The sequence below is a fragment of the Kitasatospora sp. NPDC032150 genome (assembly GCF_055579945.1).
Genome location: NZ_JBVIMH010000013.1, coordinates 54,244 through 80,326, shown reverse-complemented (window position 1 = coordinate 80,326; position 26,083 = coordinate 54,244). Strand labels below are relative to the sequence as shown.

The 26,083-nt window shown below is 70.2% G+C and carries 25 protein-coding genes; 12 read left to right on the top strand and 13 right to left on the bottom strand.

Going from position 1 to position 26,083, the window contains the following annotated elements; genetic code table 11:
* Positions 1-437: 437 nt before the first annotated feature.
* Together ACZ5ON_RS17305 and ACZ5ON_RS17300 are read right to left on the bottom strand one after the other, a co-directional pair.
* Positions 438-869 carry an Hsp20/alpha crystallin family protein gene (locus tag ACZ5ON_RS17305; RefSeq protein WP_465592564.1) on the bottom strand — a complete coding sequence of 144 codons (432 nt, stop codon included), beginning with the start codon at positions 867-869 and terminating at the stop codon, positions 438-440.
* 238 nt (positions 870-1,107) lie between these two features.
* Positions 1,108-2,004 (bottom strand): universal stress protein, encoded by an 897-nt coding sequence (locus tag ACZ5ON_RS17300; protein WP_465592561.1) that lies wholly within the window; start codon positions 2,002-2,004, stop codon positions 1,108-1,110.
* A gap of 170 nt (positions 2,005-2,174) precedes the next feature.
* Between ACZ5ON_RS17300 and ACZ5ON_RS17295 the strand changes: the two genes are divergently transcribed.
* The 5 genes from ACZ5ON_RS17295 (at position 2,175) to ACZ5ON_RS17275 (ending at position 5,770) form a co-directional block, all read left to right on the top strand.
* On the top strand, positions 2,175-2,876 hold the full coding sequence (locus ACZ5ON_RS17295; protein ID WP_465592558.1) for a CBS domain-containing protein: 702 nt from the start codon (positions 2,175-2,177) through the stop codon (positions 2,874-2,876).
* Between the two features lie 120 nt (positions 2,877-2,996).
* Entirely contained in the window at positions 2,997-3,524 is a 528-nt protein-coding gene (locus ACZ5ON_RS17290) for a hydrogenase maturation protease (protein ID WP_465592555.1), read from the top strand.
* Between the two features lie 317 nt (positions 3,525-3,841).
* Positions 3,842-4,297: a CBS domain-containing protein gene (locus ACZ5ON_RS17285; protein ID WP_465592552.1), complete on the top strand. Its 456-nt coding sequence runs from the start codon at positions 3,842-3,844 to the stop codon at positions 4,295-4,297.
* A gap of 10 nt (positions 4,298-4,307) precedes the next feature.
* Complete coding sequence (locus ACZ5ON_RS17280) at positions 4,308-4,934, top strand: CBS domain-containing protein (protein WP_465592549.1); 627 nt, start codon at positions 4,308-4,310, stop codon at positions 4,932-4,934.
* Complete coding sequence (locus tag ACZ5ON_RS17275; protein WP_465592546.1) at positions 4,931-5,770, top strand: universal stress protein; 840 nt, start codon at positions 4,931-4,933, stop codon at positions 5,768-5,770. The genes ACZ5ON_RS17280 and ACZ5ON_RS17275 overlap by 4 nt, the downstream gene beginning before the upstream one ends.
* Positions 5,771-5,974: 204 nt before the next feature.
* Here the strand turns inward: ACZ5ON_RS17275 and ACZ5ON_RS17270 are convergent, their stop codons facing one another.
* Positions 5,975-6,736, bottom strand: a complete 762-nt coding sequence (locus tag ACZ5ON_RS17270) for an MIP/aquaporin family protein (protein WP_465592543.1) — start codon at positions 6,734-6,736, stop codon at positions 5,975-5,977.
* Positions 6,737-6,912: 176 nt separating this feature from the next.
* Here ACZ5ON_RS17270 and ACZ5ON_RS17265 point away from each other — a divergent pair, with 176 nt between their 5' ends.
* The 4 genes from ACZ5ON_RS17265 (at position 6,913) to ACZ5ON_RS17250 (ending at position 10,179) form a co-directional block, all read left to right on the top strand.
* Positions 6,913-7,674, top strand: coding sequence for a response regulator (locus tag ACZ5ON_RS17265; RefSeq protein WP_465592540.1), 762 nt, complete (start codon positions 6,913-6,915; stop codon positions 7,672-7,674).
* Between the two features lie 39 nt (positions 7,675-7,713).
* Positions 7,714-8,007, top strand: coding sequence for an SHOCT domain-containing protein (locus tag ACZ5ON_RS17260; RefSeq protein ID WP_465592537.1), 294 nt, complete (start codon positions 7,714-7,716; stop codon positions 8,005-8,007).
* A gap of 22 nt (positions 8,008-8,029) precedes the next feature.
* Positions 8,030-9,016: an Acg family FMN-binding oxidoreductase gene (locus ACZ5ON_RS17255; protein ID WP_465592534.1), complete on the top strand. Its 987-nt coding sequence runs from the start codon at positions 8,030-8,032 to the stop codon at positions 9,014-9,016.
* 482 nt (positions 9,017-9,498) lie between these two features.
* Complete coding sequence (locus ACZ5ON_RS17250) at positions 9,499-10,179, top strand: helix-turn-helix domain-containing protein (protein ID WP_465592531.1); 681 nt, start codon at positions 9,499-9,501, stop codon at positions 10,177-10,179.
* Positions 10,180-10,183: 4 nt separating this feature from the next.
* On the opposite strand, the gene ACZ5ON_RS17245 is transcribed toward ACZ5ON_RS17250, so the two are convergent.
* The 4 genes from ACZ5ON_RS17245 to ACZ5ON_RS17230 form a co-directional block, all read right to left on the bottom strand.
* Positions 10,184-10,309 carry a hypothetical protein gene (locus tag ACZ5ON_RS17245; RefSeq protein ID WP_465592528.1) on the bottom strand — a complete coding sequence of 42 codons (126 nt, stop codon included), beginning with the start codon at positions 10,307-10,309 and terminating at the stop codon, positions 10,184-10,186.
* Between the two features lie 100 nt (positions 10,310-10,409).
* On the bottom strand, positions 10,410-11,441 hold the full coding sequence (locus ACZ5ON_RS17240; RefSeq protein WP_465592525.1) for a 2-hydroxyacid dehydrogenase: 1,032 nt from the start codon (positions 11,439-11,441) through the stop codon (positions 10,410-10,412).
* 15 nt (positions 11,442-11,456) lie between these two features.
* On the bottom strand, positions 11,457-13,817 hold the full coding sequence (ppsA, locus tag ACZ5ON_RS17235; protein WP_465592522.1) for a phosphoenolpyruvate synthase: 2,361 nt from the start codon (positions 13,815-13,817) through the stop codon (positions 11,457-11,459).
* A gap of 468 nt (positions 13,818-14,285) precedes the next feature.
* Positions 14,286-16,046, bottom strand: coding sequence for a multicopper oxidase family protein (locus ACZ5ON_RS17230; RefSeq protein WP_465592519.1), 1,761 nt, complete (start codon positions 16,044-16,046; stop codon positions 14,286-14,288).
* A gap of 910 nt (positions 16,047-16,956) precedes the next feature.
* Here ACZ5ON_RS17230 and ACZ5ON_RS17225 point away from each other — a divergent pair.
* Together ACZ5ON_RS17225 and htpX are read left to right on the top strand one after the other, a co-directional pair.
* Complete coding sequence (locus ACZ5ON_RS17225) at positions 16,957-17,739, top strand: PspA/IM30 family protein (RefSeq protein ID WP_465592516.1); 783 nt, start codon at positions 16,957-16,959, stop codon at positions 17,737-17,739.
* A gap of 76 nt (positions 17,740-17,815) precedes the next feature.
* Complete coding sequence (gene htpX / locus ACZ5ON_RS17220) at positions 17,816-18,721, top strand: zinc metalloprotease HtpX (protein ID WP_465592513.1); 906 nt, start codon at positions 17,816-17,818, stop codon at positions 18,719-18,721.
* Between the two features lie 171 nt (positions 18,722-18,892).
* On the opposite strand, the gene ACZ5ON_RS17215 is transcribed toward htpX, so the two are convergent.
* From ACZ5ON_RS17215 to ACZ5ON_RS17195, 5 genes are all read right to left on the bottom strand, one after another.
* On the bottom strand, positions 18,893-19,900 hold the full coding sequence (locus tag ACZ5ON_RS17215; RefSeq protein WP_465592510.1) for an Acg family FMN-binding oxidoreductase: 1,008 nt from the start codon (positions 19,898-19,900) through the stop codon (positions 18,893-18,895).
* Positions 19,901-20,306: 406 nt separating this feature from the next.
* Positions 20,307-21,239 (bottom strand): hypothetical protein, encoded by a 933-nt coding sequence (locus tag ACZ5ON_RS17210; RefSeq protein ID WP_465592507.1) that lies wholly within the window; start codon positions 21,237-21,239, stop codon positions 20,307-20,309.
* A complete protein-coding gene (locus tag ACZ5ON_RS17205; protein WP_465592504.1) occupies positions 21,236-21,850 on the bottom strand; it encodes a cytochrome b N-terminal domain-containing protein in 615 nt (204 codons plus the stop codon). The genes ACZ5ON_RS17210 and ACZ5ON_RS17205 overlap by 4 nt, the downstream gene beginning before the upstream one ends.
* Positions 21,840-22,025, bottom strand: a complete 186-nt coding sequence (locus tag ACZ5ON_RS17200; protein ID WP_465592501.1) for a hypothetical protein — start codon at positions 22,023-22,025, stop codon at positions 21,840-21,842. The genes ACZ5ON_RS17205 and ACZ5ON_RS17200 overlap by 11 nt, the downstream gene beginning before the upstream one ends.
* A gap of 310 nt (positions 22,026-22,335) precedes the next feature.
* Complete coding sequence (locus ACZ5ON_RS17195; protein ID WP_465592498.1) at positions 22,336-23,292, bottom strand: ferritin family protein; 957 nt, start codon at positions 23,290-23,292, stop codon at positions 22,336-22,338.
* 297 nt (positions 23,293-23,589) lie between these two features.
* On the opposite strand from ACZ5ON_RS17195, the gene ACZ5ON_RS17190 reads away from it, so the two are divergent.
* Positions 23,590-23,757 (top strand): hypothetical protein, encoded by a 168-nt coding sequence (locus ACZ5ON_RS17190; protein WP_465592495.1) that lies wholly within the window; start codon positions 23,590-23,592, stop codon positions 23,755-23,757.
* Positions 23,758-24,055: 298 nt separating this feature from the next.
* On the opposite strand, the gene ACZ5ON_RS17185 is transcribed toward ACZ5ON_RS17190, so the two are convergent.
* Positions 24,056-25,771, bottom strand: a complete 1,716-nt coding sequence (locus ACZ5ON_RS17185) for a sensor histidine kinase (protein WP_465592492.1) — start codon at positions 25,769-25,771, stop codon at positions 24,056-24,058.
* Positions 25,772-26,083 lie beyond the last annotated feature (312 nt).

Sequence of the window (26,083 nt, the reverse complement as noted above, 5' to 3'; positions counted from 1 at the left end):
CAGGGCGGCAGCCGTACGGTGGCCGACCGGCCGTCGAGGGAGAGTCCCGTCCCTTCACCAGCCTGGCAGGCGAGCGAGGCGGAGGCATCGGCTGAACGCCTCTGTTCGTTGGGAGCCCGACGGAGCTGACGGACAGCGCGATTTCAACGAGGCCGGGTGGGACAATGGAATTGGGAAGGACTCCGGGTCGAGACGCGGAGTAGCGGCGAGCTAGCTAAGCCGCGCACCGCGCAATCGTGTTCCGCGAGAAGCGGACAGAGTCCTTCTCCTTCGTGTCTCTCCCGTCTTGTAGCCGGCGGGTGCTAACACGACACAAGGCATCGCCCGGGCCCGTGACCGGGTAGATGAGTGGCCGGTCGCCGACTCAGGTGGCAGAGACGGTGCCGACGGACGCACCGCGTCCGTCGGCGTCCGTTCCGATGGGGTGTGTCGCGGCCTCAAGTACCGCTGGTGATCTCGACCCGCCGTGGCTGCTTCTTCTCCGCCTTGGCCTTGGGCATGGGCGCTTTCACGGTCAGCACGCCCTTGTCGTAGCTGGCGGTGATGTCCTCCTCCTCACATCCTTCCGGGAGCCGGATGCTGCGCGTGAAGGAGCCGTAGTGGAACTCCGAGCGGTGCTTCCCCGTCTTCTCCTCGCGGCGTTCGGCGTGGACGGTCAGCACGCCCCCTTCAACGGTGATCTCGACGTCCTTGGCCGGGTCGATCCCCGGCAGCTCGGCCTTGATGACGTACGCGCCCTCCTCCTCGCTCTCCTCGACACGGATGATGTGCTCTTCCGGGGAGATACGCAGGTCGAAGGGGAAGTCCTCGAGCAGTTCCGGGAACGAGGGCCACCAGTGGCCCCGCCTGCGAAGCAGTTCACCGGCCATCGTCGTCCTCCTTACGCGATTGACCACTTCCTTCATCCTGCGGCACATCCCTGGGCATCCGCGATGCGAGTGGCCTGAGTGCGTCGGCTGGCCCGGACAGGCCTCGCCACAGCCAATACACGGGATGCCGCCGAGCAGCGAAGCCGGAGGCCTCGTCGCCGAGCCCCCGCCCGGCCTTCCGATGCGCGGCGCCGTCGAAGCCGCGCAGGCCGTGGCGGACCCGCGGCTCCGCGTCGTGTCAGCTGCACGGAACGATCGCGACCGGGCAGTGCGCGTGATGGATCGCAGCGTGCGCGACCGGGCCGAGACGCGGTCCGATGGGTGTCCGGCGGGTGCGGCGGCCGATCACCAGAAGCCCGGCCTGTGGTGTCTCCTCCAGCAGCGTGATCGCGGCGCTGCCGAGCGCCACGGTCGTCACGACCTCCACCTTCGGATACCGCTTGCGCCAGGGCGACAGCTGCCGCTCGACCGTATCCCGTTCGATCCTCGCCATGTCCTTCTCCAGACCGCCGATGGAGCCGAACGCCATGTATTCGGTGCCGCTCGGCGGGCCCCAGGCGCGGACCACCCGCAGCGGCGCCGAGCGAGCCGAGGCGGTCTCGAAGACGAAGGCCAGTACCTCGTCGCACGGGTGCCTGGTGTCGAGACCGAGCGCGATCTCGCGGTAAGGGATGTCGGCTGGAGGTCCCGCTTCCGGTGACGCCGGGTGCTCGTCGGCCGCGGTGGTGCCCGCACGGACGAGCACCACGGGGCAGGCGGCCTGGGCCAGGACCTCCTGGCTCACCGAACCGACCAGGAATCCCCGGATCGCGCCGAGGCCGCGCGAGCCGAGTACGAGCATCGTGGCGTTCTTCCCAGCCGCCTCCAGGACATCGGCGGGCACTCCACCGGGGATATGAGCAGCGGTCACCTCCAGGTCGGAGTGCAGTGCCCGGAGTTCCACCTCCTTCCGGGCCAGCTGCTGCTTGCCCCATCGCTTCGCCTCGTCGCTGCCCAGCGGCTGGCCGTGCTGCCAGGGCCAGGCCTGCAGCAGCTCCAGCGGCAACCTGCGCCGCAGCGCCTCCCGGGCCGCCCAGTCGGCGGCGGCCTCACTCTCCGGCGAGCCGTCGAAGCCGACGACGATGGGTCCGTTCATGGCGACCTCCGGAGGAAAGCCCTGAGATCCACCCATCGTCCCGCCCGGAGCGGTCGCTGTCTCCCGGACCGGACCGGACCGGCCCCGGCAGTGGGACCGAACGGCCCTGTGCCGACCCTCGGCCCGGGCGGAGAGTGTGAGGTGGAGCACATCGTGGAGGAGTGAGGACCATGCAGCACCGCACTGTTCACGACGTGATGACCCAGGAGGTCGTCACCGCTCGGCCGAACACGCCGTTCAAGGAGATCGTGGCGTTGTTCCATCGGAACGACATCACCGCGATCCCGGTCATCGACGACCAGGAACGCCCGCTTGGCATGGTCTCCGAGGCCGACCTGATCCGCAAGGAAGCCGTCCTCCCCGATCCCGAGGGCCGTGCCCCCGGCCGCTGGCTGGATCCGCAGGACCGGGCCCGCGCGGAGGCCGAGACCGCCGGCGGCCTGATGACCAGCCCCGCCGTCACCGCCCGGGCCAGCTGGTCCGTACCCGAGGCGGCACGCGCCATGGACAAGCACAAGGTCAAGCGGCTCCCGGTGGTGGACGAGGTCGGCCGCCTGGTGGGTATCGTCAGCCGCCGTGATCTGCTCCAGGTCTTCCTGCGGCACGACGCGGCGATCCGCGAGGAGATCACCCACGACGTGTTCGGCCAGACCCTGTGGGTCGCGCCCGGTTCCGTCCAGGTCGCCGTGCACGATGGCGTGGTCACTCTCGCCGGACGGCTCCCGCGCAAGAGCCTGGTCCCGATCGCCGAGCAGCTGTGCCGGGCCGTGGACGGTGTGGTGGCGGTCCACCAGAATCTCGACTGGACCGAGGACGACACCGAGGTCCAGCTCGAACACCCCCACCCCTATGAGGCTGGCCGGCGCTGGTGACGCCCGGGACGGTCCGGACGGAGTCCAGCGGGGTGCCGCTGGGGTCCCGACCGCCGGCCATGACCGGATCCCCTTGCCGGTGCTGCGCCGCGCACTTGCGGACCTCACCGTGGAGCGAAGATGAGCCTCATGCCCGAGCGGGCCACTGAGTGGTCCCACGACCGGATCGTGCTGATCGGCGTCGGCGACGAGTACCGCCACGACGAGGGAGCGGCGGTGGCCGTCATGGCCGAACTGGCCGCCGATCAGCTCGCCGTCGACCGGATGGCCCTGAGCGACGGCGAGCCGTCCCACCTGATCGAACTCTGGGAGGGTGCCGATCTGGCCGTGGTGGTCGATGCCGTGCACGCGGGCCCCGGCCGGCCCGGCCGACTCCACCGGGTACGGGTGAGCCCGGACGACCCCGGCGGCGCGGTGGCCGAGAGCCACGCCGCCGGTTCGCACGGCCTCGGCTTGGGTGAGACGGTCGGACTGGCCGCGGTCCTGGGCCGACTACCCCGTGAACTGCTGATCGTCGGCGTGGAGGGCGCGGACTTCACCACGGGCGAGGGCCTTAGCCCGGCCGTGGCCGAGGCGGTGCCACGCGCGGCGGACCTGGTCCGAGAAGCCGTCGCCGCCCACCGAGCGGAGCAGGACGGACAGGCCTGATCGCCGGGCACCGTACGGCGGGCCGACGCCGCTCGGCGGCGGCCATGTGCAGCTTCATGGCGGCGAAGCTGTCCGGAGCGGCCGAGAGGGCGGCGATCCGGGCCACTCCCGGCGCAGGAAGGTCGACCTCCGGACCCACGATCACTGTGGCTCCGGCCGCAGCCCGGAGGCCGGACATGTTGCGTGGCCCACGTGGACGCCCCACAGCTGCCGCCCGAACGCACCGAGGCGCTGCCCGCGGTGGTGTCCCACCGCACGGTCCACAACTCGCTCGTCCGGCGGCCCGAGGTGACCATCGGATTGAAGGAGCTCGAGAGATGCGCGTCGCCGACCTCATGACCGCACCGCCGGTCACCGTCACACCCCGCACCACCGCCACGGATGCCGCCCGGCGGATGGACGAGGAGGCTGTGGGATGCGTGCTGGTGGCCGAGGGCGGCGCCCTGCACGGCGTCCTCACCGACCGGGACCTGGTGGTCCGGGCACTGGCACGCAACGCGGACCCCGAGACGCGGGTGTCCGAGCTGATGTCCGCCCCCGCCGTCACCCTCGACACCACCGACGACCTTGCCGCCGCCTACCAGGCCTTCCGCCGTACGGGTGTGCGCCGCCTGCCCGTCCTGGACGGCCACCGCCTGGCCGGTGTCCTGACCATCGACGACCTCTTCCTGGACGTCCTGCAAAACCTCGCCGACCTGCTCGGTCCGGTCTCCTGGAGCGCCCTGCGCGAGGGCAGTCCCGGCCCGGGACCGGCGCCCAGCCCGCAACTGTAAGGAGCACACTGTGGAACAGCGCTGGGACACCGTCGGCGAGGTGATGACCCACGCCGTCGTCGCCGTCGGACGCGACAGGAGCTTCCAGGAGGTCGCCGAGACCCTGCGACGCTGGCGGATCAGTGCGATGCCGGTCCTCACCGGCGACGGCAGGGTGATCGGCGTGGTCTCCGAGGCCGACCTGCTGAGTGCTCAGGACCGCTCCCCGGAGGCCGCCGCCGACCTGACGGCGGGACAGCTGATGTCGGTCCCGGCCGTCACCGTGCACGCCGACAGCCCGACCGCCGAGGCCGCCCGGGCGATGGCCCGTGGCCACCTCAAACGCCTGCCCGTGGTCGATGCCGAGGACCGCCTGGTCGGCATCGTCAGCCGCGGTGACCTGCTCAAGGTCCACCTCCGAACCGACGATGACCTCGCCCAGCAGGTCCGTTTCGAACTGCTCGCAGCCCTCGGGCCCACCTACGCGTCGGGGATCGACGTCCGAGCCGAGGAAGGCGGGATCACCCTCGTGGGCACCCTGCCCGAAACCGCGTCGGCAGTGCTGCTGGAACGCCTGATCCGCACCGTGCCGGGCGTGGTGGACGTCGAAGCCCGGCTCGACGCCCCGAGCGGGAACCAGACGCCGGTGACCCCGTGAACCGGCCGGTCCTGGCCGCCGTCGACGGCTCGCCCGAGAGCCTGGCCGCCGCCCGCTGGGCCGCCGACGAAGCGGCCCGGCGGGGCGTACCACTGCGCCTGGTCCACGCCTGGCCCTGGCCGCAGCGCGCGGCCCCGGGACTGCCGGGCGTCAGCGAGGTACGGGGACAGGCACTTGGGATGCTGGCCGACACGGCGGCGGAACTCCGCTCCGGCCACCCGGGTCTGGAGGTGGGCACCGCGCTGTTGGAGGACTCCGCGCGCCGGGGGATCGTGGCCGAGAGCCGGGACGTCGGCCTCGTGGCGCTCGGCTCACGCGGACTCGGTGGCTTCGCCGGATTCCTCCTTGGCTCGGTGGGCCTGGCGGTGGCCGCAGGCGCGGACTGCCCGGTCGTCCTGGTCCGGGGCCATGCCGTCGACACCCCGGCGGCGGAGGAGGTGGTGGTCGGCCTCGACGCCCACCACCCTTCCGGCGCGGCCCTGGAGTTCGCCCTGGGTACGGCCCGGGCCCGGACCGCGGGCCTGCGCGTCGTACACGCTTGGACTCCGCCACTCTGGCGGAGCGACCCCTCCGAGGAGGAGCAGGCCCACTGGGCTAGCCGGGAAATGCGAGAACTCCGTCAAGTGCTGCACGACCACCCACTTGCCGGTGTGCGGGTCGTGGAGGACGTACGCCCGGGTGGCGCTGCCGGGGTACTGCTCGACGCGGCCGAGCACGCTGCCCTGCTCGTGGTAGGCCGGAGCGGCGATGGCGGCTTGGGCCACCGCCTCGGATCGGTCGCCCACGCGGTGATCCATCACGCGCGGTGTCCGGTCGCCGTGGTGCCGCACGGCTGACCTCGCCCCGTGCGGACGGCCGGGTCCGTCGCGCCGGGATCGGGGGGACCCCGGATTCGAACAGCTGCAATCAGGTCGGGCGGCAGTGCCCGGTGCCTCGGCTGCGGAGAGCCAGCCAGGACGGCCTCCTTCCGGACGGTGGCGCACCGCCCACCTGGTCAGGCTGCCCCCTTCGGCCCACCGCCGACGCCTCGGTTTCGCGGGTCACTCGGCCTCGGTAGCGCCGTCCAACGGATCCGTCTCGTCCGGGCCCATCCGGTCGGCTCCCTGGGCGGCGCGGGTGGCCTCGGAGCTCGGCGGCCCGCGCAGGATCCAGGCGAGAGGCACCGCGAGGGCTGCCCCGAGGAGCGGCCCGAGCAGGTAGACCCACCATGGACCGCCGTGTCCGCCGACCAGGACGGGAGCCAGGCTACGGGCGGGATTCATGGACGCACCGCTCGCCGGGCCGGCCCACAAGCCCGCCAGGGAGATGTAGCCGCCGATGGCGATGGCCGCGTTGTGGCCGATGTTCCGTGCGCCGGAGGAGGTGCCGAGGATGACCGTCATCAGCCCGAGACTCAACAGGACCTCCACCACGAACGCGGTACTGGAGCCGACACCGGGTCCGGGCCGGCTCGCCCCCACACGGCCCACCGTCCCGAAGAGCCCGCGCAGTACGCCCGCCGCCGTCAGCGCTCCGGTCAACTGAGCGGCCACGTATGCCGGCACGCGGCACCACGGGAAGTGCCCGCGGGCCGCGAACGCCATGGTCACCACCGGATTGAGATGGGCACCGGAGGTTTCGCCCAAGGTGTAGATGAGTGCCAACACCATCACGCCCGGTGCGATCGCGGCTGCCGCCCGCCCGACCTGACCGCCGGTGACGGCGTCGACGACCTGCGCCCCGGCCGCTACCAGGACCAGGAAGAACGTTCCCACCCCCTCGGCGGCCAGCCGCCGCCACCCGGATCGCCGGACTGTGGCCATCTCGCTTACCTCCCGGGTCGCTGTGTCTACTCTCGACGGTGAGGGTGGTCGTCGACCAGGGCCGTCCAGGCCATCCCACCGCGCGGCGAGGCCGTGGTAAGCCCCAGCGTCCGGTGCGTCCCACCCGGCGCGCGCGCAGACTCGAAGGAGAGCCGCAGCCCGGTCAGGAGACAGCAATGGATGCCACCGACCCCAGCGAATCCGGACAGCCCGTGCGCGTCTTCCTGCTGGACGACCACGAGGTGGTCCGGCGCGGAGTCCGCGACCTGCTGGAGGCGGAGCCGGACATCGAGGTGGTAGGCGAGGCCGGCACCTGTGCCCAGGCGCTGGCTCGGGTGCCGGCGCTGCGTCCGCGGGTGGCCGTGCTCGACGTGCGGCTGCCGGACGGCGACGGGGTGACCGTCTGCCGCGAACTGCGCGACCGGATGCCCGAACTGGCCTGCCTGATGCTCACCTCCTTCGATGACGACGACGCTCTGCTGGACGCTGTCATGGCCGGGGCCGCCGGGTACGTGCTGAAGCAGGTCAAGGGTGCTGATCTGGTCAGCGCGGTACGGACGGTCGCCTCCGGCCAGTCGACGCTGGACCCGGCCACCACCCGCAGACTGATGGAGAGCCTGCGCCACCACGACGAGTCGGACACGGACGCCGCCCTCGCCCAGCTGACCCCGCGGGAGCGGGAGATCCTGGCACTGGTCGGTGAGGGCAAGACCAACCGGCAGATCGGTCAGGAGCTCTACCTCGCCGAGAAGACCGTCAAGAACCACGTCTCGCGGATGCTCGCCAAGCTCGGCGTCGAGCGGCGTCTCCAGGCGGCCGTCCTTGCCGCCCACGCCGAGCCCGGGCACCCCGGGCACCCACATGAGCCGGGCGGCCCGGTACATGGATCCGAACGGCCCAAGCGCCGCCGACCGGACCGGTCGCACGATGGGTCATGAGGGCAGCAACCTCACCGCGCCGTAGCGAGGAGGCCCGCGATGTACTGGCACGACCATGGCATGAACGGGTGGGGTTTCGGCCTGATGGCCGTCATCATGCTGCTCTTCTGGGTGCTCATCGTCCTCGGCATCGTCGCCTTGGTCCGCTACCTCGGCCGCGCGTCGCAGCAGCACACCGCCGCCTGGCCCCCGACTCCGCCGCCCGCCCGGCCCTCGCCGGAGCAACTGCTCGCCGAACGCTTCGCCAGGGGCGAGATCGACGCCGACGAGTACTACCACCGCCTGGAGGCCTTGCGTTCCGGACAGGGGCCGACGGGGCCGACCCCAGGTTGACCGAACCTTCCAGGAGGCCGCCATGGCCACCTTGGCTCTGGATGGCGCCGCAGTGGAGGAGCTCGTCTCCGCTGCGGTGGCCGCCCCTTCGATCCACAACACCCAGCCGTGGCACTACCGTCTGCACCCGGAGACCAGCACCCTTGAAGTCCGCTCCGCGCCCGAGCGGTCGCTGCCGGCCACCGATCCGCAGGGCCGGGCGATGTACATCTCGGTCGGTGCGGCGGTGCTGAATCTGCGCACCGCTGCCCGCCACCTCGGCTGGGCACCGGAGGTGTGTCTGCTGCCCGATTCGGCCGAGCCAGATCTGCTGGCCGCCGTCCGTCTGGAGGAGCCGTCCCGGGCACAGCTGCCGCGGACGGCCGAGCTGTACGACGCGATCTGGCACCGGCACACCGTCCGCACCCCGTTCACCGGCCCGCCGATTCCACCAGCCGTACGGAACGAACTGGTCGAGGCCGCGCACACGGAGGAGGCGGTGCTCTACTTCCCCGAGCAGGAGGAGATGGCCAGACTGCTCCACCTCACAGCCGAGGCCGAGCGCCGCAACGTCACCGATCCGGAGCACCGCAGCGAGAGCCGCAGCTGGATCCAGGGGCCGGGCGGGGGACCGTACGGCATCCCGGCCACCGCCCTCGGTCCGCAGGACGCCGCCGAACACCTGCCGATGCGGGACTTCTCCGCCATCCACCCCGCCGAGCACCGGGCCCCCGAGGCGTTCGAGGCCGAGCCGTGCATCGCGGTGCTCGCCACCGAGCACGACCACCCGGTGGACTGGCTGCGCGCCGGACTGGCCCTGGAGCACGTCCTGCTGACCGCCACAGTCCATCAGGTGCGCGCTTCGCTGCTGCACCAGGCGATGGAGTGGCCCAACCTGCGTTGGGAGACCCGCAGCCCGCATCGGGGACCGGGCTTCGTCCATATGCTGATCCGGCTCGGCTACGGACCGGAGGGGGCGCCCACACCCCGGTTGCCGGCCTCGGAGGTGCTGGTGGTCGACGGTAGCTGAGGCCGTCGGGCTCACTGGGGCGGTAGTGGGACCCGCCAGAGGAGCTCGGTGCCTCCGTGGGGGAGTGTGTGTACCTCGAAGGTGCCGCCGAGTGCGGCCGCCCGCTCGGCGAGGTTCGCTCGCCGGACACCACCACCCAGCCTAGAAGGACCGAACCGGGCACGCCCCGCGTGACCACGGCGCCTTGGGTCCTCAGGCCCAGTCCGGGGACCACCCGGCCCATGGCACATCTCGGCTTCCTGAAGAACCCTGGACTGGAGGGGCGATGACCTACTTCGCACCGCCCGACCGACGTCTGACGGAAGTGATCAAGACATGAAGGCGCTGACCCGTGGTGGACCGGGCCGCCGCACCTGGGGCGACGTTCCGGACTCGGGGATCCGGCGCCCCGAGGATGCCGTCGTCCGGGTGGACGCGGTCGCAGTCTGCGGCACAGGTCCTTCCGGACCTGGCCGAACTCCATCGGGAGAAGAGGAGTCACCGTGAGCGAGAACGCCCAGTCCATGGACGCGGCTGCACAGTCGGCCGAGCCGGGCCTCATCGCCCAGCGCATTGCCGAGCGGCGTGCACAACTCGGCATGAATGAGCAGGAGTTGGCGAAGCAGGCCGCCATGTCCACCCGCTACCTCTGGCATCTGGCCGACGCGGGGCCCGAGTTCGACCCCGGCGGCTTCCTCCGCATCGCCGCAGCTCTGCACATGACGTACCAGGAGCTGCTCGAAGGGCGGAGCGACGCCCCGCCCGGGCAGCCCGGGGCAGCCCCGCGTCCTGCCCTGTTCCGCCTCACCGAGCCCGAGTGCTGGGAGAAGCTCGGCGCCCACGGCATCGGCCGGATCGCCCTGCCCTGCGAACCGGGCCCGGAGGTCTTCCCCGTCAACTATGTGATCGACGCCCGAACGGTCGTCTACCGCACCGATCCCCGGGGCGCAGCCGCCGCCGCGGCCGGCGCCTCGGTGTCCTTCCAGGTGGACCACATCGACGATCGCCTGAGCCAGGGCTGGAGTGTGCTCATCGTCGGCATGGCACAGCACGTCGATGACGCCGACACCATTGAGCGCCTTGCCCGGCTGCCCGGTACACAGCCGTGGGCCGGCGGGAACCGTCCGCTGTGGGTCCGCATCCCGCCGGAGCGGATCACCGGCCGACGCATCGGCACCATTTGAGCTGTCAATGCGCCTGGCTGGGGTTTCGGTTGAACGCCTTGCGCAGACCGTAGGCGGCAGCTCCGAGCGCGAGCACGGCCGCGCCGGAAAGCACCGACGCCAGGGACGGCGCCACGGCGCCGACCGCCACAGCGGGTGATCCTCGAACCCGACCACGATCGGCTCCCCATGAGTGCGCCGGCCCTGCGTCCTCACCGCTCACACCGCGGTGAGGTGCTCGACGACCTCGGTCACGTTGTCATCACCGGGCCGCTCGTCAGAGGCGCGACAAGGGTGTTGTCGCCGGTTCGGCCCGTCAGGTGGTCCCGCACGTTCGCCACGGTCGCGGCGATGATCTGGTCCAATGCGTCCCGGGTGAAGTACGCCTGGTGCGAGGTGATCACGACGTTGCGGAAGGTCATCAGGCGGGCGAGCGTGTCGTCCGTCATCACCTCCAGCGACTTGTCGAGATGGAAGAGCCCGGCCTCCTCCTCGTAAACGTCGAGGCCGACACCGTCGAGCCTGCCCGCACGCAGGGTCGCCACCAGTGCGTCGGTGTCGATCAGGCCGCCGCGGCTGGAGTTGATGAGGATGGCGTCGTCCTTCATGAGGTCGAGCGCGGCTGCGTCCACGATGTGACGGGTTTCCGGGAGGAGCGGCAGGTGCAGACTGATCAGATCGGCCTCGGAGAAGATCCTCTCCCGGTCGGCGTAGGTCATCCCGAGTCCCAGGCACTCGGGGTTCCCGGCCACGTCGCAGCCCAGCAGTCGCATCCCGAAGCCGTGGGCGATCCGCGTGAAGGCGGTACCGATCTTGCCGGTGCCCAGCACGCCGACCGTGCGGCCGTGGAAGTCGCGACCCAGCAGTCCGTCGAGGCGGAAGTCGAACTCGCGGGCCCGGACGGTGGCGCGGACGATCCGGCGGTTCACGGCGAGCGCGAGCGCCCACGCGAACTCGGCGACGGCGTACGGCGAGTAGTACGACACCCGGGCCACCGTCAGGCCCAGCCGGCCCGCTGTGCGCAGGTCGACGTTGTTGTAGCCGGTCGAACGCTGGGCGATCATCCGGGTTCCGCCGTCGGCGAGTTGCCGCAGGACCTCGGCGTCGAGGGTGTCGTTCACACTGCTGAGGACGATTTCGGAGCCGGCCGCCGTGGGCGCGGTATCGCGATCGAGGTCCAGATCCAGGCACCGCAGCCGGCAGCTGACGGAGAACGCTTCGTCGAAGGCCGCCTCCAGCAGTGGCCGCTCGTCGGCCAGGACGCCGTACGCGATGATCTCCATGGATCCCTCCGCAGCTCAGGACCGCTCGGCGGCGGCGACGTGCTGCTTGACGGTGGCGAAGCTGTCCGGGGTGACCGAGACCGAGTCGATGCCGGCCTGGACCAGGAAGCGGGTGAACCCGGGGTCGTTGCTGGGGCGTTGGCCACACAGGCCGACCGGGCGGCCGGCCGCGTGGGCGGTGGCGATCAGGCTTTCGATCGAGCGGGTGACGGCGTGGTCGGTCTCGTCGAAGAGGTGGGCGAGCAGGTCGGAATCGCGGTCCACGCCGAGGGTGAGCTGGGTGAGGTCGTTGCTGCCGATCGAGAAGCCGTCGAAGCGCATCGAGAACTGCTCGGCGAGCAGGACGTTGGACGGGATTTCGGCCATCACGTAGACCAGTAGACCGTTCCGGCCGCGCGCCAGTTCGTTGGCGGCCATCTCGGAGAGCACGCGGTCGCCCTCCTGCGGTGTGCGGCAGAAGGGGATCATCACGACGACGTTGGTGAGCCCGAGTTCGTCGCGGACCTTGCGCAGCGCCTGGCATTCGAGCGCGAAGCCCTCGCGGTAGCGATCGTCGTAGTAGCGGCTGGCGCCGCGCCAACCGATCATCGGATTGGCCTCGACCGGTTCGAAGGGTGTACCACCGACGAGCCGGGCGTACTCGTTGGTCTTGAAGTCGCTGGTCCGGACGATCACCGGGTCCGGCCAGCGGGAGGCGGCGATCAGGGCGACTCCCTGTGCGAGGCGGTCGACGAAGTAGTCGGTCCGGTCGCGGTAGCCCTCGGTGAGGGCGTCGACCTGGCGGCGGTCCTCGGGGGAGAGCCGTTCGGGGTGCACCAGTGCCATCGGGTGGACCCGGACCTGGTGGGCCACGATGAACTCCATCCGAGCCAGGCCCACGCCGTCCGCCGGGAGCCGCCACCAGCGGAAGGCGGCGGCCGGGTCGGCGAGGTTGAGCATCACCCGGGTCCGGGTCTTCGGCAGTGAGCCGAGGTCGGTTTCCGACTCCTCGAAGTCGACCTGCCCGGCGTAGACATGGCCCTCGGCGCCCTCCGCGCAGGAGACCGTCACTTGTTGCCAGTCCGTGAGCACGGTGGTGGCGCGGCCGGTGCCCACCACGGCGGGTACGCCGAGTTCACGACTGACGATCGCCGCGTGCGAGGTACGGCCCCCGTGGTCGGTGACGATCGCCGAGGCACGCTTCATCAGCGGCTCCCAGTCCGGGTCGGTGATCGCCGTGACCAGCACCGCTCCGGCCGGGAAACGCTCCAGGTCGACCGGGTCGGCCAGCGCGCACACCGGGCCCACCCCGACCGCCTCGCCCACCGCGATCCCGTCGACCAGCCGCTCACCGGTGCCGGTCAGCCGGTAGCGTCGCAGCACCGCGCCGCGCCGCCGGGACTGCACCGTCTCGGGGCGGGCCTGGACGACGAACAGCTCACCGCGCGGGCCGTCCTTGGCCCATTCGATGTCCATCGGGCACCCGTAGTGTTCCTCGACGGCCACGGCCCACTGCGCGAGCGTCCGGATCTCCGTGCCGTTCAGCACCAGGCGCGACCGCTCCTCGGGCGTGGTGTCCACCGTGCGGGTGAGGCCCTGCTCGGCGTACACCGCCTTGCGGCGCTTGGGACCGACCGAGGCCTGCAGCACCGGGTTCAGCAACGGGTCCTTGAGCAGCGGCTTGAAGACCACGTACTCGTCGGGATCGACCTGTCCGCTGACCACCGTTTCGCCCAGCCCCCAGGCCGCGCTGATCAGCACCACCTCGGGGAAGCCGGTCTCGGTGTCCAGGGTGAACACCACCCCGGCCCCGCCCAGATCCGAACGGACCATCAGCTGCACCCCGACCGACAGCGCGACCGAGAGCTGGCCGAAGCCCATCCGCTGCCGGTAGTCGATCGCCCGGTCGGTGAACAACGAGGCGTAGCAGCGCCGACAGGCATCCAACAGCGCGTCGCGGCCCCGGACGTTGAGGAAGGTCTCCTGCTGCCCGGCGAAGCTCGCCTGCGGCAGATCCTCGGCCGTGGCGCTGGAGCGCACGGCGACATCGGGGTCGGTCCGCCAGACGTTCCCGCCGAGCCGCTCGTACGCCTCACCCAGCTCGCGCTCCAGCGCCTGCGGCAGGGGAGCGGACAGGACGGCGGCGCGTATCGCGGAGCCGACCTCGGCAAGCGGCTCGCCCTCATGCAGCCGGTCAAGCTGCGTCGCGATCCTCTCCCGCAGACCCGGAGTGTCGAGGAACTCGCGATAGGCCTCGGCGGTGGTGGCGAAGCCGTCGGGCACCCGTACGCCTGCCGGGCCGAGTCGAGTGATCAGCTCGCCGAGCGAGGCGTTTTTGCCTCCGACCAGGCTGACGTCCTCGCGGCCCAGGTCGGTGAACCAGATCACACGGCGCATTGCTACTCCCAGCAGTCAGTACGGCGGCAGGTGGCCGGAGATCCACAGAGCGGCGACTGCAGCTGCAGACGGAGCGGGGGCCTGCCGGCCCTCACTCTCCGACCCGATCGGGGCCCGCATCGACCGGCCGGGCGGCTTACGACACGGTGGGGCGGTGAGGGGGCACCCGCTTCTCGCGTTCCTCCGTTCGAGGTCTCCCCGTTGCTTCCAGGAGAACCCTGGCGACCTGCACCCGAAAGGGCCGGTCGGCCCCATCCCCGGGCTCGGCCGGTCCATTCCCCCCTGGGGGCGCTGTGCTGGAAGCCGAGGACCGCCGTCCGGCAGGGCGGCCCACGACAAGAGCGGGCCGGCGTGAGCGCGCGCAGGGAGCAAAGCCCGGGTGCAGCCCTGCAGCCTCAACTACGGGGTCGCACCCGGGCTATTGACGACACAGGCCGAGGCCCGGTCGGGGGTCGTCTGTACCAGTGGCTACGGCTGGCGCACCAGGCGGTCGAGTCGTTTCAGCGTGGATACCGGGGGCAGCTGGTGTTGCGGCGTGGAGCCGACGACCAGGGGGCGCATCATCTCGATGGCACCCCCTGTCGAGGCGCCGTCCTCATGGGAGAGGATGTGGCAGTGCCAGACCGAGGTTCCCGGGATGGTGTACGTGCCGACCCAGGCGGTGATGTGGTTCGGAGGGGACACAAAGGTGTCCTTGGGTCCGGACTCATAGGCGTTTGCCGGTTCGAAGGGTCCGATAGTGCCAGGTACGGGCCTGCCGTTGGCATCGAACTGCCCGACGTGCCATCGTCCGACCAGTCGGAGTTCGACGATGTGTTCATGGAAGGGATGCGCGTCCGGGCTGTGGTTGCGCATGGCCCAGACTTCCGTGGAGTTGAGCTGAGGCGTCTCGGTGGGCTGGTCGAAATAGTTGAGCAACTGGTTCTTGTGCCCGAGCTGGGGCACACCAGGCGTGTTCTCGCCGGCCTGAACCGTTCGGAGACGGGCAGTCTTCAGCTTGTGATCGAGTGGCTCGGAGTTGTTGGTCTCACGGATTTCCTTTGGTACGCATGAATGGTCCGGAGACGTCACATCGGGGCCCACGTCGAATCGCATCAGCTGAGGAACCAGCGGCGCTGAGTTCGGCCCCGGGTAGGGCGCGGGGGCGTCGTTAGCCAGCACCCAGTTCTGCGAGTGGTGGCCGGTGAAGTCGACGACCACCCTGTAGCGCTCTCCGGGTGCGATGAGCAGATCGCTGACCGGCGCGGGATGCCGCAGGTAGCCCTCGTCATTGCCGACGACGGTCATCGCCGGGGCGGCCGATGGGGATCCGGCGGCCTGTTGGAGACTCAGGTGGTAGAAGCGGGCGTCGGAGCCGTTGACCAGGGTGAAGGTGTAGCGCCTCGGCTCCACGTCCTGCTTGGGCGCGATGGTCCCGTTGATCACCGGGAGGTCGCCGAAGAATTCCGGGTCGGTGTGCGTGTAGCACAGCGAATAGTCGGCGTTGAACGACTTGTCCTGGAGCACGTAGGATTTGGCGAAATCGCCCCGAGGCAGCCCGAACGACGGCTCACGCTTATCGGTGTTGGGCGCCAGCCCCGCCAAGCCCTCGTAGACGTGGTACGAGTCCATCGCATCGGCGTGGTCGTGGTACCACAACGGCGCCGCAGCCTGGTCGTTCGGATAGTGATTCGTCTGCGACCCACCTGGTGGGACTTCTACCCCGTTGGGTGCAGGGACGCCGTCGCTTTCCACGGCCTGGAGACCGCCGTGGCGGTGTGTGGTGATGGTGTTGTTGTTGGGCTGGTCGAAGGGAAAGACAGGTGTGCCCGCTGCGGGCAGGTTGTTGACGACCCGCACCTTGATGGGGCGGTCCTCCCGGGTGACGATGGTTGGTCCGAGGTAGTCCACGGTGGCATTGGCCGCGCTGTAGCCCAGCGTCTTGGTCGGCCCCCACTTGCTGCTGAATCTATGGGTGTCATGCACGTCCACTGTGAGCGTGTAGTGGTCGTTCCCGTCTGGGGCGGCAACCGGTGGCTGCTGCACATTATCGATGAACGGCGTCACCGTGGGCGAGGGGCCGCATGGCGTACTTGCAACAGCAGCCGGCGAGGTTGTCGTGAACGGTCCGCCCGTCATCAGCGAACCGGCGCCGACCACAGCCGCGCTGGTAAGGCCTGCCAGGATGCGCTGCGGTACCAGGTGCTTGGGAGACCACCCGTGCTGCCGATGGAATGTCGTTCTGAGCAAGAAAGACCTCCCGCAAAAGCGTTACCGGCGTTCGGGCGCCGTCAACGAATTGAACCGGTCGTCATCAATCCGGTGCGAATGGTGGGCGCCGACGCGCCTATGAACCATTCAGAGAGATTTCTGCGACCGGTGCGCAATTCGTCGGATCAGGGACGCATGCCGTGCACGTAACCCCTGCGGCGCGCGTCGGCTTGAGTGCCGAGTTCGCGGTAAGACCACTCGATCAGGGTAAGGCTGGTGACGGCCTAGGGCATGCGATCGGTCGTGGTCGCGGCTCCGCCTGGGTCGACGACAGACGGAGGGCGGTACCTCCTCAGCCAAGAACGCGACTGGTGGACGCAGAACCGACTCCATCCATTCCGGAGCCTGAGTGCCCCCACCGTAGGCATGTCCGGAAACCTCGCCGGTCGAGTGGAGTGCTGCCCTGGCTCGATGACGTTGACGGCGCACTACTCCGCGGCATCACCGGATCCGGCGTGACTTGTGCCGAACTTCCACTGCAGTCACATCAGCCGGTGGCCGTTGTCGTATCCGGTACGCAGTCCTTCCCGGCCTGCTGGGCGAGGCCCATCGGCGCATGCTGAAGCCAGGTACGCACGCCCGCCGGGAAGGTGATCGTCATGATGTGGTACGAGGGCGGCTGGCTCCCGATGGCCGTGATGATGGTGTTGTTCCGGGCCTTGGCGATCGCAGGGATCGTCGCGCTCGTCCACTACGTCACGAGCACCCACCGCAGTCACCGGCCCACCCTGCCTCCGCCTCCGGGTGAGCCTCGTCGTCGGCGACATGGGCCCGGGCATGATGAGCAGCGGATCTGGCCCGTACGGCAGAAGGATGATGCGCCTGGCGGTCCGTCCGGCCACCGTTCCGAGCGGGGCGGTGTCGCTGCCCGGGAAGGACGTGACCAGGAATGAGCCTCATCCGTCGCATCGCGGCACTGTTCAAGATCAAGGTGGGGAAGGTGCTCGACCGCGCCGAGGACCCGAGGGAGGTCCTCGACTACTCCTACCAGCGCCAGGTGGAACTGCTCCAGACGGTTCGCCGCGGGGTGGCGGACGTCGCCACGAGCCGCAAGCGCGTCGAGCTCCAACGGGAGCAGCTGAAGCAGTCGGCCGCCAAACTGCAGAGCCAGGCAGAACAGGCACTCGCCGCCGGCCGGGAGGACCTGGCCCGCGAGGCACTGACCCGCCGCACCGCCGTACTGGCCCAGGACCACGACCTGCAAGGACAGGAGGCCTCGATCCAGGCCGAAGAGGAGAAACTGACCCTCGCCGCGCAGCGGCTGCAAGCCAAGGTCGACGCCTTCCGCACCCGCAAGGAGACCATCAAGGCCTCCTACACCGCCGCCGAAGCCGAGACCCACATCCGCGAGGCGGTCACCGGCATCTCCGAGGAGATGGGCGACATCGGCACGGCCATCCAGCGCGCACAGGACAGGACCGAACAACTCCAGGCCCGCGCGGGAGCGTTGGACGAACTGATGGCTTCCGGTGCCCTCGAGGACGCCACCTCGCCCATCGCCCACGACGACCTGCAGTCCCAGCTCGACGCGATCACCGCAGGCGGCGACGTCGAGGCCCAACTCACAGCGATGAAAACCCAAATCCCCACTGCGGCACCGGCAACCCTCGAAGCCCGTTCCGCGCCGGAGACCACCGTCCACGGGGCACCCGGCAAGGAGACCGAACCGTGACCGTCCGAACCCTTCGCAAGCGGCCGGGCACCAACGGCGGACGGGCACCCGACCCCAGGCTGAACGGGTGAGATCCATGCGCTCCCGCTTCGTGCCCGACCGGCAGCTGACGGCCCGGATGCTGACCGTGCTGTTCCTGCTCGGGCTGCTGTATGTGGTGTTCGTCACCGCGCTGATCGCCCTGCTGAAATCCGCGGCACCGGTCGCGGTCATCGCCGCAGGCATGCTGGCCGCCCAGTACTGGTTCTCCGACAGGCTCGCCCTGTTCGCCATGCACGCCCGCGAGGTCACCGAAGACGAACAACCACACCTGCACGGGACCGTGGACCGCCTCTGCGCGCTCGCCGACATGCCCAAACCCCGCGTGGCCGTCGCGATGACGGACCTGCCCAACGCCTTCGCCACCGGGCGCAGCGCCGACCACGCCGCCCTGTGCGTCACCGCGGGGCTGCTGCGCCGCTTGGACGGCGAGGAACTCGACGGGGTCCTCGCGCATGAGCTCTCACACATCGCCCACAGGGACGTCGCCGTCATCACCATCGCCTCGTTCCTCGGCGTGCTCGCAGGACTGCTGATGCGCTTCGCCTTCTACTCCGGGCTGTTCGGCGGCCGTGGCCGACGCGATCAGAACACGGCCATACTCGTTCTCGGGGTGCTGACCGTCTCGGCGGCCGTGTATGCGCTGAGCTTCCTGCTGATCAGGGCGCTGTCCCGCTACCGGGAACTGGCCGCCGACCGCTCCGCCGCCCAACTCACCGGCCACCCTTCCGCGCTGGCCTCCGCCCTGGTCAAGGTCAGCGGCGAGATGGCCCGCATCCCCACCAGAGACCTGCGCACCGCCCAGGCTTTCAACGCCTTCCTCTTCACCCCCGCCCTCGCCGAAGGAACCGCCCTGGCCGCACTCTTCTCCACCCACCCCAGCCTCCAACGCCGCCTGGACGCCCTGGCCAGACTCTCCACCGAGTTGGACGAATCCGCCTGAGAGTCGGGGCACACGCCACCGGCCAGTTCGCGGTCGCATGCGCACCCGCACACCACTGCAGAGCGGGTCGAAGGAGGCGATACCGAAAAGGATGCGGTTCAGGGACGGTGACCATCACCCTGTGCCGCGACCCCTCGGACGGGGGAGGTGCCCGCCGCGGACGCTCCTCCGTCACGCTGAGCGCTGATCCACCTGATGGCCGCTGAGGTCGAGGATCTCCTCGACAGGCCGGCGTGGCGTGGGGTGTCCGGGCGGTCCGAAGCCGAGCCGCATGACGAGTTGGACGTGGCCGGGGCCCTCGGCCGGATCGCGCAGCCGCCACCGCGTTTCGGGCCATTCGACCGCCTGGTGCAGGATGTTGGCGCGAAGCCCGTGGGTTGTCGCCAGCAGCCAGACCCGTTCCATGGCCTGACCGGTGCGCAGCCAATCGATCGGGTGGTCACCGTGTGTCTTGATGACGGCGACCTGCGGTAGGGCTTCGAACCTTTCGGCCGGCATGGCGGGGCGGGGCGGGTGGCCGGTGAAGCTGCGCATCGGCACCCGGGCGTCGAGGTCCAGCGGGCCGAGTGCCTCGAGGGGGATGCCGTCGCTGGCGGGCTCCTCCGGGCGAAGCCAGCTTCGGGTCTCGGCCTGCCGTGTGACATCCTCGGCGATCCGCTGCTCGGCCTCGGTGGTGAGAGCCAGGACCCGGCGCGCGCCGTCCTCCTCCAGAACCTCCAGGGTCGTTCCCTCGTCGGCGGCGGCCTCGATCAGCTCACCGATGACGGCTTCGGGGACGTCGCGGTTGGTGAACGGCTGGCGGCTGGAGTGGCGGCGGGCGATCGCGTCGTACAGGTCCGGGACGTTCTCGCCACCTGCGGGGAGTGGCTCGGACAGATCGATGATCGCGGCCAGGTCCGGTCGGGGAGGCTCGGGGCTCAGCCGAACGGCGGCCTGGCGTCCGAGGTGGCGGGCCGCGGTGCGGAGGTTGAACACGGCCGCGCCGACGGAGATGAGCATGGCCCGGCCGTCCGGGTCCGAGACGGGTACCGCCCTTTCGGGGTCCGAGTACACCAGCATGCCGTACGGGTCGGAGGTCGGGCGCAGGCGCCAGGGCTGGCTGTTGTGCACCGAGGGCGCGGCGCCGGCCGCGGTCGCGAGTAGTCGCAGTTCGGTGAGGGTGAGAGGGAACTCGGTCATCGTGGTCACTCCTTCGACCCGTAGGAGTCGCCGTTGCCCCGTTGTCGATGTGTCCGTCGCGCAGTGACCGGGGATGGACGGCGCCGGCACCCCAGCCGTGTGCTGTGACCGGCCGGGACCTTCGACCAACGCGGTCTGGACGAATGGGGTACGCGCGGTGACCCCGGACCTGGTCGTCTCCATGGAGTTCCGCCGTCTTCGGCACGATCACCGCACGCACCCCGCCGTGGTGCTTTCATCATGTGCCGCACACTCCGGTCCGGCGACCTATAAGACCGAGGCTGGGACGTCCCCTGGACTCGGCCGTTGATCAGGCGCCGCGAGCCGACGCATCGCTGGTGACCATGCCGACGAGGCCGTCCGGTCGGGAGGAGGCAACGGTGGTGGTGATCGCCGGCTGAGCCAGTCAGCGCCGCGTGCGGTAGTAGTCGCGCCAGATGAGGCGGTAGACCCTGGTCCAGCGGGGGATGGACCGGATGCCGGGGATGAACGGCACCAGGGTCAGGGCGAGGCTGAGCACGGCCATGATGGCCCAGATTTCGGCGTCCGCGTTCTTCGAGGTCGTGAACGGGTCGATCTGGTACCAGAAGGTGTAGAGCCACAGCCAGGCCTGTCCGGGGTAGTCCCCGGTCTCGTTCATCATCCCCCACTGGCTGGCGGTCAGGTGCTCTTCGGTGGCCCGGTCCGACAGGTGCGAGCCGTCGGCGAGGAAGAGCATCGGCTTGGTGTAGTCGGTCTGGTAGAAGCGCCCCCGGCCCAGTAACCGGCCGTCGAGTGAGCCAGCCCGGCCAAGCGTCAGCAGGCGGGCGGTCAGTACCGGTACCGGGCCGTAGTCGCCGGGGGCGACCTTCGCCGGATCGCCGTCCGGTGCCTTGCTCAGAGCGTCCGCGTAGGTCGAGCTCCAGGACTGCCGCTGGTCGGCGGACGCGGCGTTCCACTGGGCCAGCGCAGCGGTGACCTCCGGCGGCTCTGCGGAGTGGCGCAGGGGTTGCAGTACGAAGTCCTCGGCCGGGTCGACGGGGATGCGGACACCGGCGGCCTGCTGCAGGCTGACCGGGCCGATCTTCTGGCCGGCGCCCGGGGTGTGGTTGTAGGGCGGGCCGTACTGCGCAGAGGTGCTGGTGCCGGCGAGTTCGGCGACGGCCGTCGCGGTGAAGTCGTTCGGCGCAGCGGTGGACCAGGAGGCCAGAGTGATCGGTGTCTCGTCCGGGGAGGAGAACAGACCGGCCAGCCCCGCGCTGAGCAGGGCCGTGATCACCAACGCGATCGTGAACTCCTTGACCAGGTCGTAGCGGCGGACGGGGAAGGCGTCCGACCCGGGCACCTGGGCGGGCTTCACCGCTCGTCCCCGGGCGCGGTGGCGCCGATCGGCGGGACGATGCCGCGCACGCGCACCAGCAGGACGTGCCAGGCGGTCAGCAGCCCGATCGCGAGCGGGAGCAGGGTGATGTGCCACATCAGCATCTGGCCGAAGTCGAGGACGTTGAACCAGGCACCGATGCCGACCGCGTTGAGCGCGTCCTTGGCCTGCCCGGAGATCCACTGGGAGTCGAAGTTCTGCTGGACCAGGTAGCCGGTGAACGCGGTGCCGATCGAGACCAGGAAGGTGACCGCGCCGGTCGCCCACGTCAGCGCCCGTCGCCCGCGCCAGGCGGCCATGAAGAACTTGCCCCACAGGTGGATCACCATGAACGCCATGAACAGCTCCACGCTCCACAGGTGGACGCTGTTGACGTACCTGCCGACAGTCGAGCTGTGCCACCAGGCGGGGCCCATCAGCGCGAGCACACCACCGGAGACCAGGACCACCACGAGCGCCGACACGGTGAGCACACCGAAGACGTAGATCCATGACGCCATGTAAGCCGGCTGGGTCTCCGGGAGGAGCTTCTCCGGCGGCAGCCTCCGCAGGGCGTAGCGCCGCACCGCCCCGGTCCAGCTACTCGCCATCACGCCGCCCGCGCGGGAAGGGCAGCAGCAGCGCGGCCACGAAGACCAGGACCATCAGGCAGATGACCGCCAGATTCGCCACCGAGATCTGAACCACGCCCCAGTGCACGTAGTGGCCCGGGTGATTGAGGTCGACGGGCGCCGCGAGGACGCTCGTCGTCGGCGCTGCTGTCATCGCCGCTCCCTTCCGACCGCCGAACAGGATCTGGTGCCAGCCTGACGCGGCGGGTGCGCGCCGGCACGTGCAGTGGTCCGAACGCGCGGGGATTGGCGCCACGCGAGGGAAGTGGTCGGGCGAGGTCCGCCCCCCACAGCGTGCTGCGCCTGCACTTCGCCTAGGAAGAGGGGAACTACTTCTCCCTCGCACACTGGTCGAACAGAGAAGTCGGGGGCGGTCGAGTCGACCACCCCCGACTTCTCCGACACCGTCCGGGTGGGCTTTCGGCGGGGAACCCGCCCAGTATCGGGGGCGGTCACCGTTCGGTTCAGCCGAGGCCCTTGCGGGCGGCCTGGAACGCCTGGGCGTGGCCGGCCTCGTCGGTGGCGTTGTGCTGGAAGAGGGTGGCCGCGGCGGTGTCGCCGGCGGCCTTGGCCTGTCGGGCGAAGGTCGGGTACATCGTCTTGGACTCGTAGGTCTCGCCGGTGATGGCCGTGGCCAGGTTCCGGCTCGTGGTGCCGACCGTTCCGGCCAGCGCCGCTTCGCCGGAGAGGTGCTCCTGCAGCTCCACGTTGGAGACGGCGGTGAACAGGCGCGCCAGGGCGGTGTTGCCGCTCTGCTGGGCGCGCTGGGCGTAGAGGCCGTACTTGGCGTGTGCCAGAGCCTCACCGTGCATGGCGGTGTCGAGGTTGGCCTTGGTCGGCGCCGAAGTGACCTTGGGCTGCCCGGCCGGTACCGTCACGGGGCTGACGGCCGGGGGTGCCGGGATGGCGCCCTTGCCGGTGCGGATTGCGGTGAGCGCGGCCTGGTACGCGGCCCGGTGGGCTGCCTCGTCCTTGGCGATCTCGGTGAAGAGGTCGGCAGCGGCGGTGTCGCCGGCCGCCTTGGCCTGGCGGGCGAACGTCGGGTACATGGTGGTGGACTCGTACCCCTCGCCGTTGACGGCGTCGGTCAGGTTGGCCTCGTTGCTTCCCACGAGAGCGCTCAGCGAGGCTTCCTCGGTGAAGTGCTCACCCAGCTCCACCCCGGCCGTTTCCCGGAAGAGGTCGGCCACGGCCGAGCGGCCCTCGCGTTGGGCCTGGGCGGCGAAGAGCGTGTAGGAGGCGTTGGCGAACGCCTCGCCCCGCATGGACTGCTCGAGGTTGGTGCGCGTCTGTTGCAGCACAGCCGGGGTCGCGGTCCCGCCAGCCGTAGCGGCGGACGCGGTGGCGGTGGCGACGGCACACATCGCGACGCTCACGGCCAACGTACGGGAGATCAGAGCACGTATCGGGTAGACGGTCATCTCAACCTCCTCAGCGGACACCCGATCGGGCGCCCCCGCCCAATCACAGCAAGGCACCCTGGACGCAGCGACTCGACATCGCCCGTCCGGGCGAATACCGCAAGGTGACGACCGGCTTGCAGGCCGACCCGGCAGCTTTGGGCGTCGCACTGTGCACTGGCCGCACCGTGGCCAATTTTGGAGTGCTGCGGGTCGCAATCGGGCCCTGAGGGTCGACCCCCTTTCGAAAATACCCTACGGGGTATATTGAGACGGGCCCGACCGCGGGCCGCCCACCGCCTGAGAGGAAACCTCACGATGTGCCGACCGGTCACCTGCAGCACCTGCAACAAGATCACCTATGCCGGATGCGGCCAGCACGTCGACCAGGTGCTGGCCGGAGTGCCCAAGTTCAACCGCTGCGACTGCGCGAGAGGGAAGCGAAAGCTCGGCCTGGGCTTCTGGAGGCTGTTCGGCCGCGGCTGACCACCGGAATCGGTCGCCCATGCGGTTATCCACCACGCCCGGTGCCCGGTCTCGGTGGTCCCGCACGGCTGACCGCGGTCGCATCGTGGACCGGGCCCGTGGAGAGCCCGGCCCACGGCTTCGGTCCGTCGAGCCTGGCCAGGCCGCATGGGCCGCATGGGCCGCCCGGCCCCTGTCCAGGGCCGGGCGACGGCGGTGTCGGCGTCCCTAGCGGTGCGAGCGTCCCGGGAACGCAGAATCAACCCCGGTTGCCGGCCTCGGAGGTGCTGGTGGTCGACGGTGGCTGAGGCCGTCGGGCTCACTGGGGCGGTAGTGGGACCCGCCAGAGGAGCTCGGTGCCTCCGTGGGGGAGTGTGTGTACCTCGAAGGTGCCGCCGAGTGCCGCCGCCCGCTCGGCGAGGTTCGCCAACCCGCTGCGCCGTCCGCCCTGGGGGAGCCCGACACCGTTGTCCGTCACGGTGACCGTCAGCTCTGCGTCCGCTGCCAGCGAGACCTCCACCGAGGTCGCATCGGCGTGCCGGGCGGCGTTGGACAATGCCTCCTGCAGGACGGCGACGGCTTCGTCCGCGATCTGCGGTGGCACGGTGACGTCCAGCAGGCCGGACATCCGCAGGCCGGGAGTGAAGCCGAGCACGGCCGCCGCCCGTTCGACGACCTCCACCACCCTGGCGCGCAGCCCCTTGGTGGCAGGTCCCGCTTCCCGGGCCCGAAGGCCGAAGATCGTGGATCGGATGGTCTTCGCGGTCTCGTCGAGGTCGTCGATGGCGCGCAGCACCCGGTTTCCGGCTTCCGGGTGGTCGATGAAGCGGATCGCGCCTTGGAGGGTCATGCCGGTGGCGAACAGCCGCTGGATCGCCAGGTCGTGCAGGTCGCGGGCGATCCGGTCCCGTTCTTGGAGTAGGGCGATCTGTTCGGAGTCCCGGCGCCGCTGCGCCAGCTCCATCGCCAGCGCAGCGTGCCCGGCGAAGCTCAGTAGCGGCCCTGACTCATCGGCCTCGAACAGTGGATCACCTTCTGCGCGGGCCAGCATCAGCACGCCGCGTACGCCGTGTTCCGGGGTACCGATCGGGACTGCCACGGCGGGCCCCAGGCCCTGCCAGCGCGGTGGCCCGGCGGTGATCCGCGGGTCCTGCTGCACGTTCGTGCTCACCACCAGTTCACCGGTGCGCGCCGCAGTTCCCATGAACGAGCCGTCCAGGGGCAGCACCAGAGCGCGGTGCTCCCGCTCACACAGCCCGACGGCGATTTGGACCTCCAATTCCTCGGAGTCGGGCACGGGCAGGGCGACCACTGCGAGGTTGGCTCCCGCGATCTCACTTGCTCTGGTGACCAGTAGGTCCAGGACCTCTTTCTCGGAGTTTCCGGACAGCAGACTGCCGGTGATCTCCGCACTGGCCGCCAGCCACCGCTCGCGCAGCCGGCCCTGTGCGTACAGGCGGGCGTTGTCGATCGCCACCCCTGCTGCCACCGCGAGCGTGGACAGTACGGCTTCGTCCTCGGCGTCGAACTCGCCGCCGCCGCGTTTCTCGGTCAGGTACAGGTTGCCGAACACCTTGTCCCGGACCCGGACCGGCACCCCCAGGAAGCTGTGCATGGGTGGGTGGTTGGCGGGGAAGCCGTAGGAGGACGGATGCTCGGAGATCTTGCCGAGCCGCAACGGCACGGGGTGCCGGATCAGCTCGCCCAGCAGACCGTGGCCCGACGGCAGTGTGCCGATCCGCTTCACCTGTTCCTCGGTCACTCCGACCGGGATGAACTGCGACAGCCGGTGGTCCTCGCCGATCACCCCGAGAGCGCCGTACTCGGCGTCGACGAGGCTCACCGCCGCCTCGACGATGTGTTGTAGTGCCTGGGCCAGCTCCAGATCCCGGCCGACCGCGAGCACCGCCTCCAGCAGGCTGTGGATCCGGTCGCGCGTAGTCCGGGCGGCGTTCAGTCTGGCCTGCAGCTCGTCCAGCAGATCGTCCAGACGCAGCTGCGGCAGCGGTACCGAACTCTCCGATGCGCTCCCCACCGGTACCTCCGAGGCTCGCCGGACACCACCACCCAGCCTAGAAGGACCGAACCGGGCACGCCCCGCGTGACCACGGCGCCTTGGGTCCTCAGGCCCAGTCCGGGGACCACCCGGCCCATGGCACGCAGTCCCACCCTGGACAACCCTGGCAACACGCCGGGCAAGGAGACCGGAGCCGATCGGCTGCGCAGCCGCGTCGGCCGACCCCGACACCGTCGAGCGCCTGGCACAACTGCCCGGTACACAGCCGTGGGCCGGTGGACACCGTCTGCCGTGGGTGCGCATCCGGCCGGAGCGGATCACCGGCCGGCG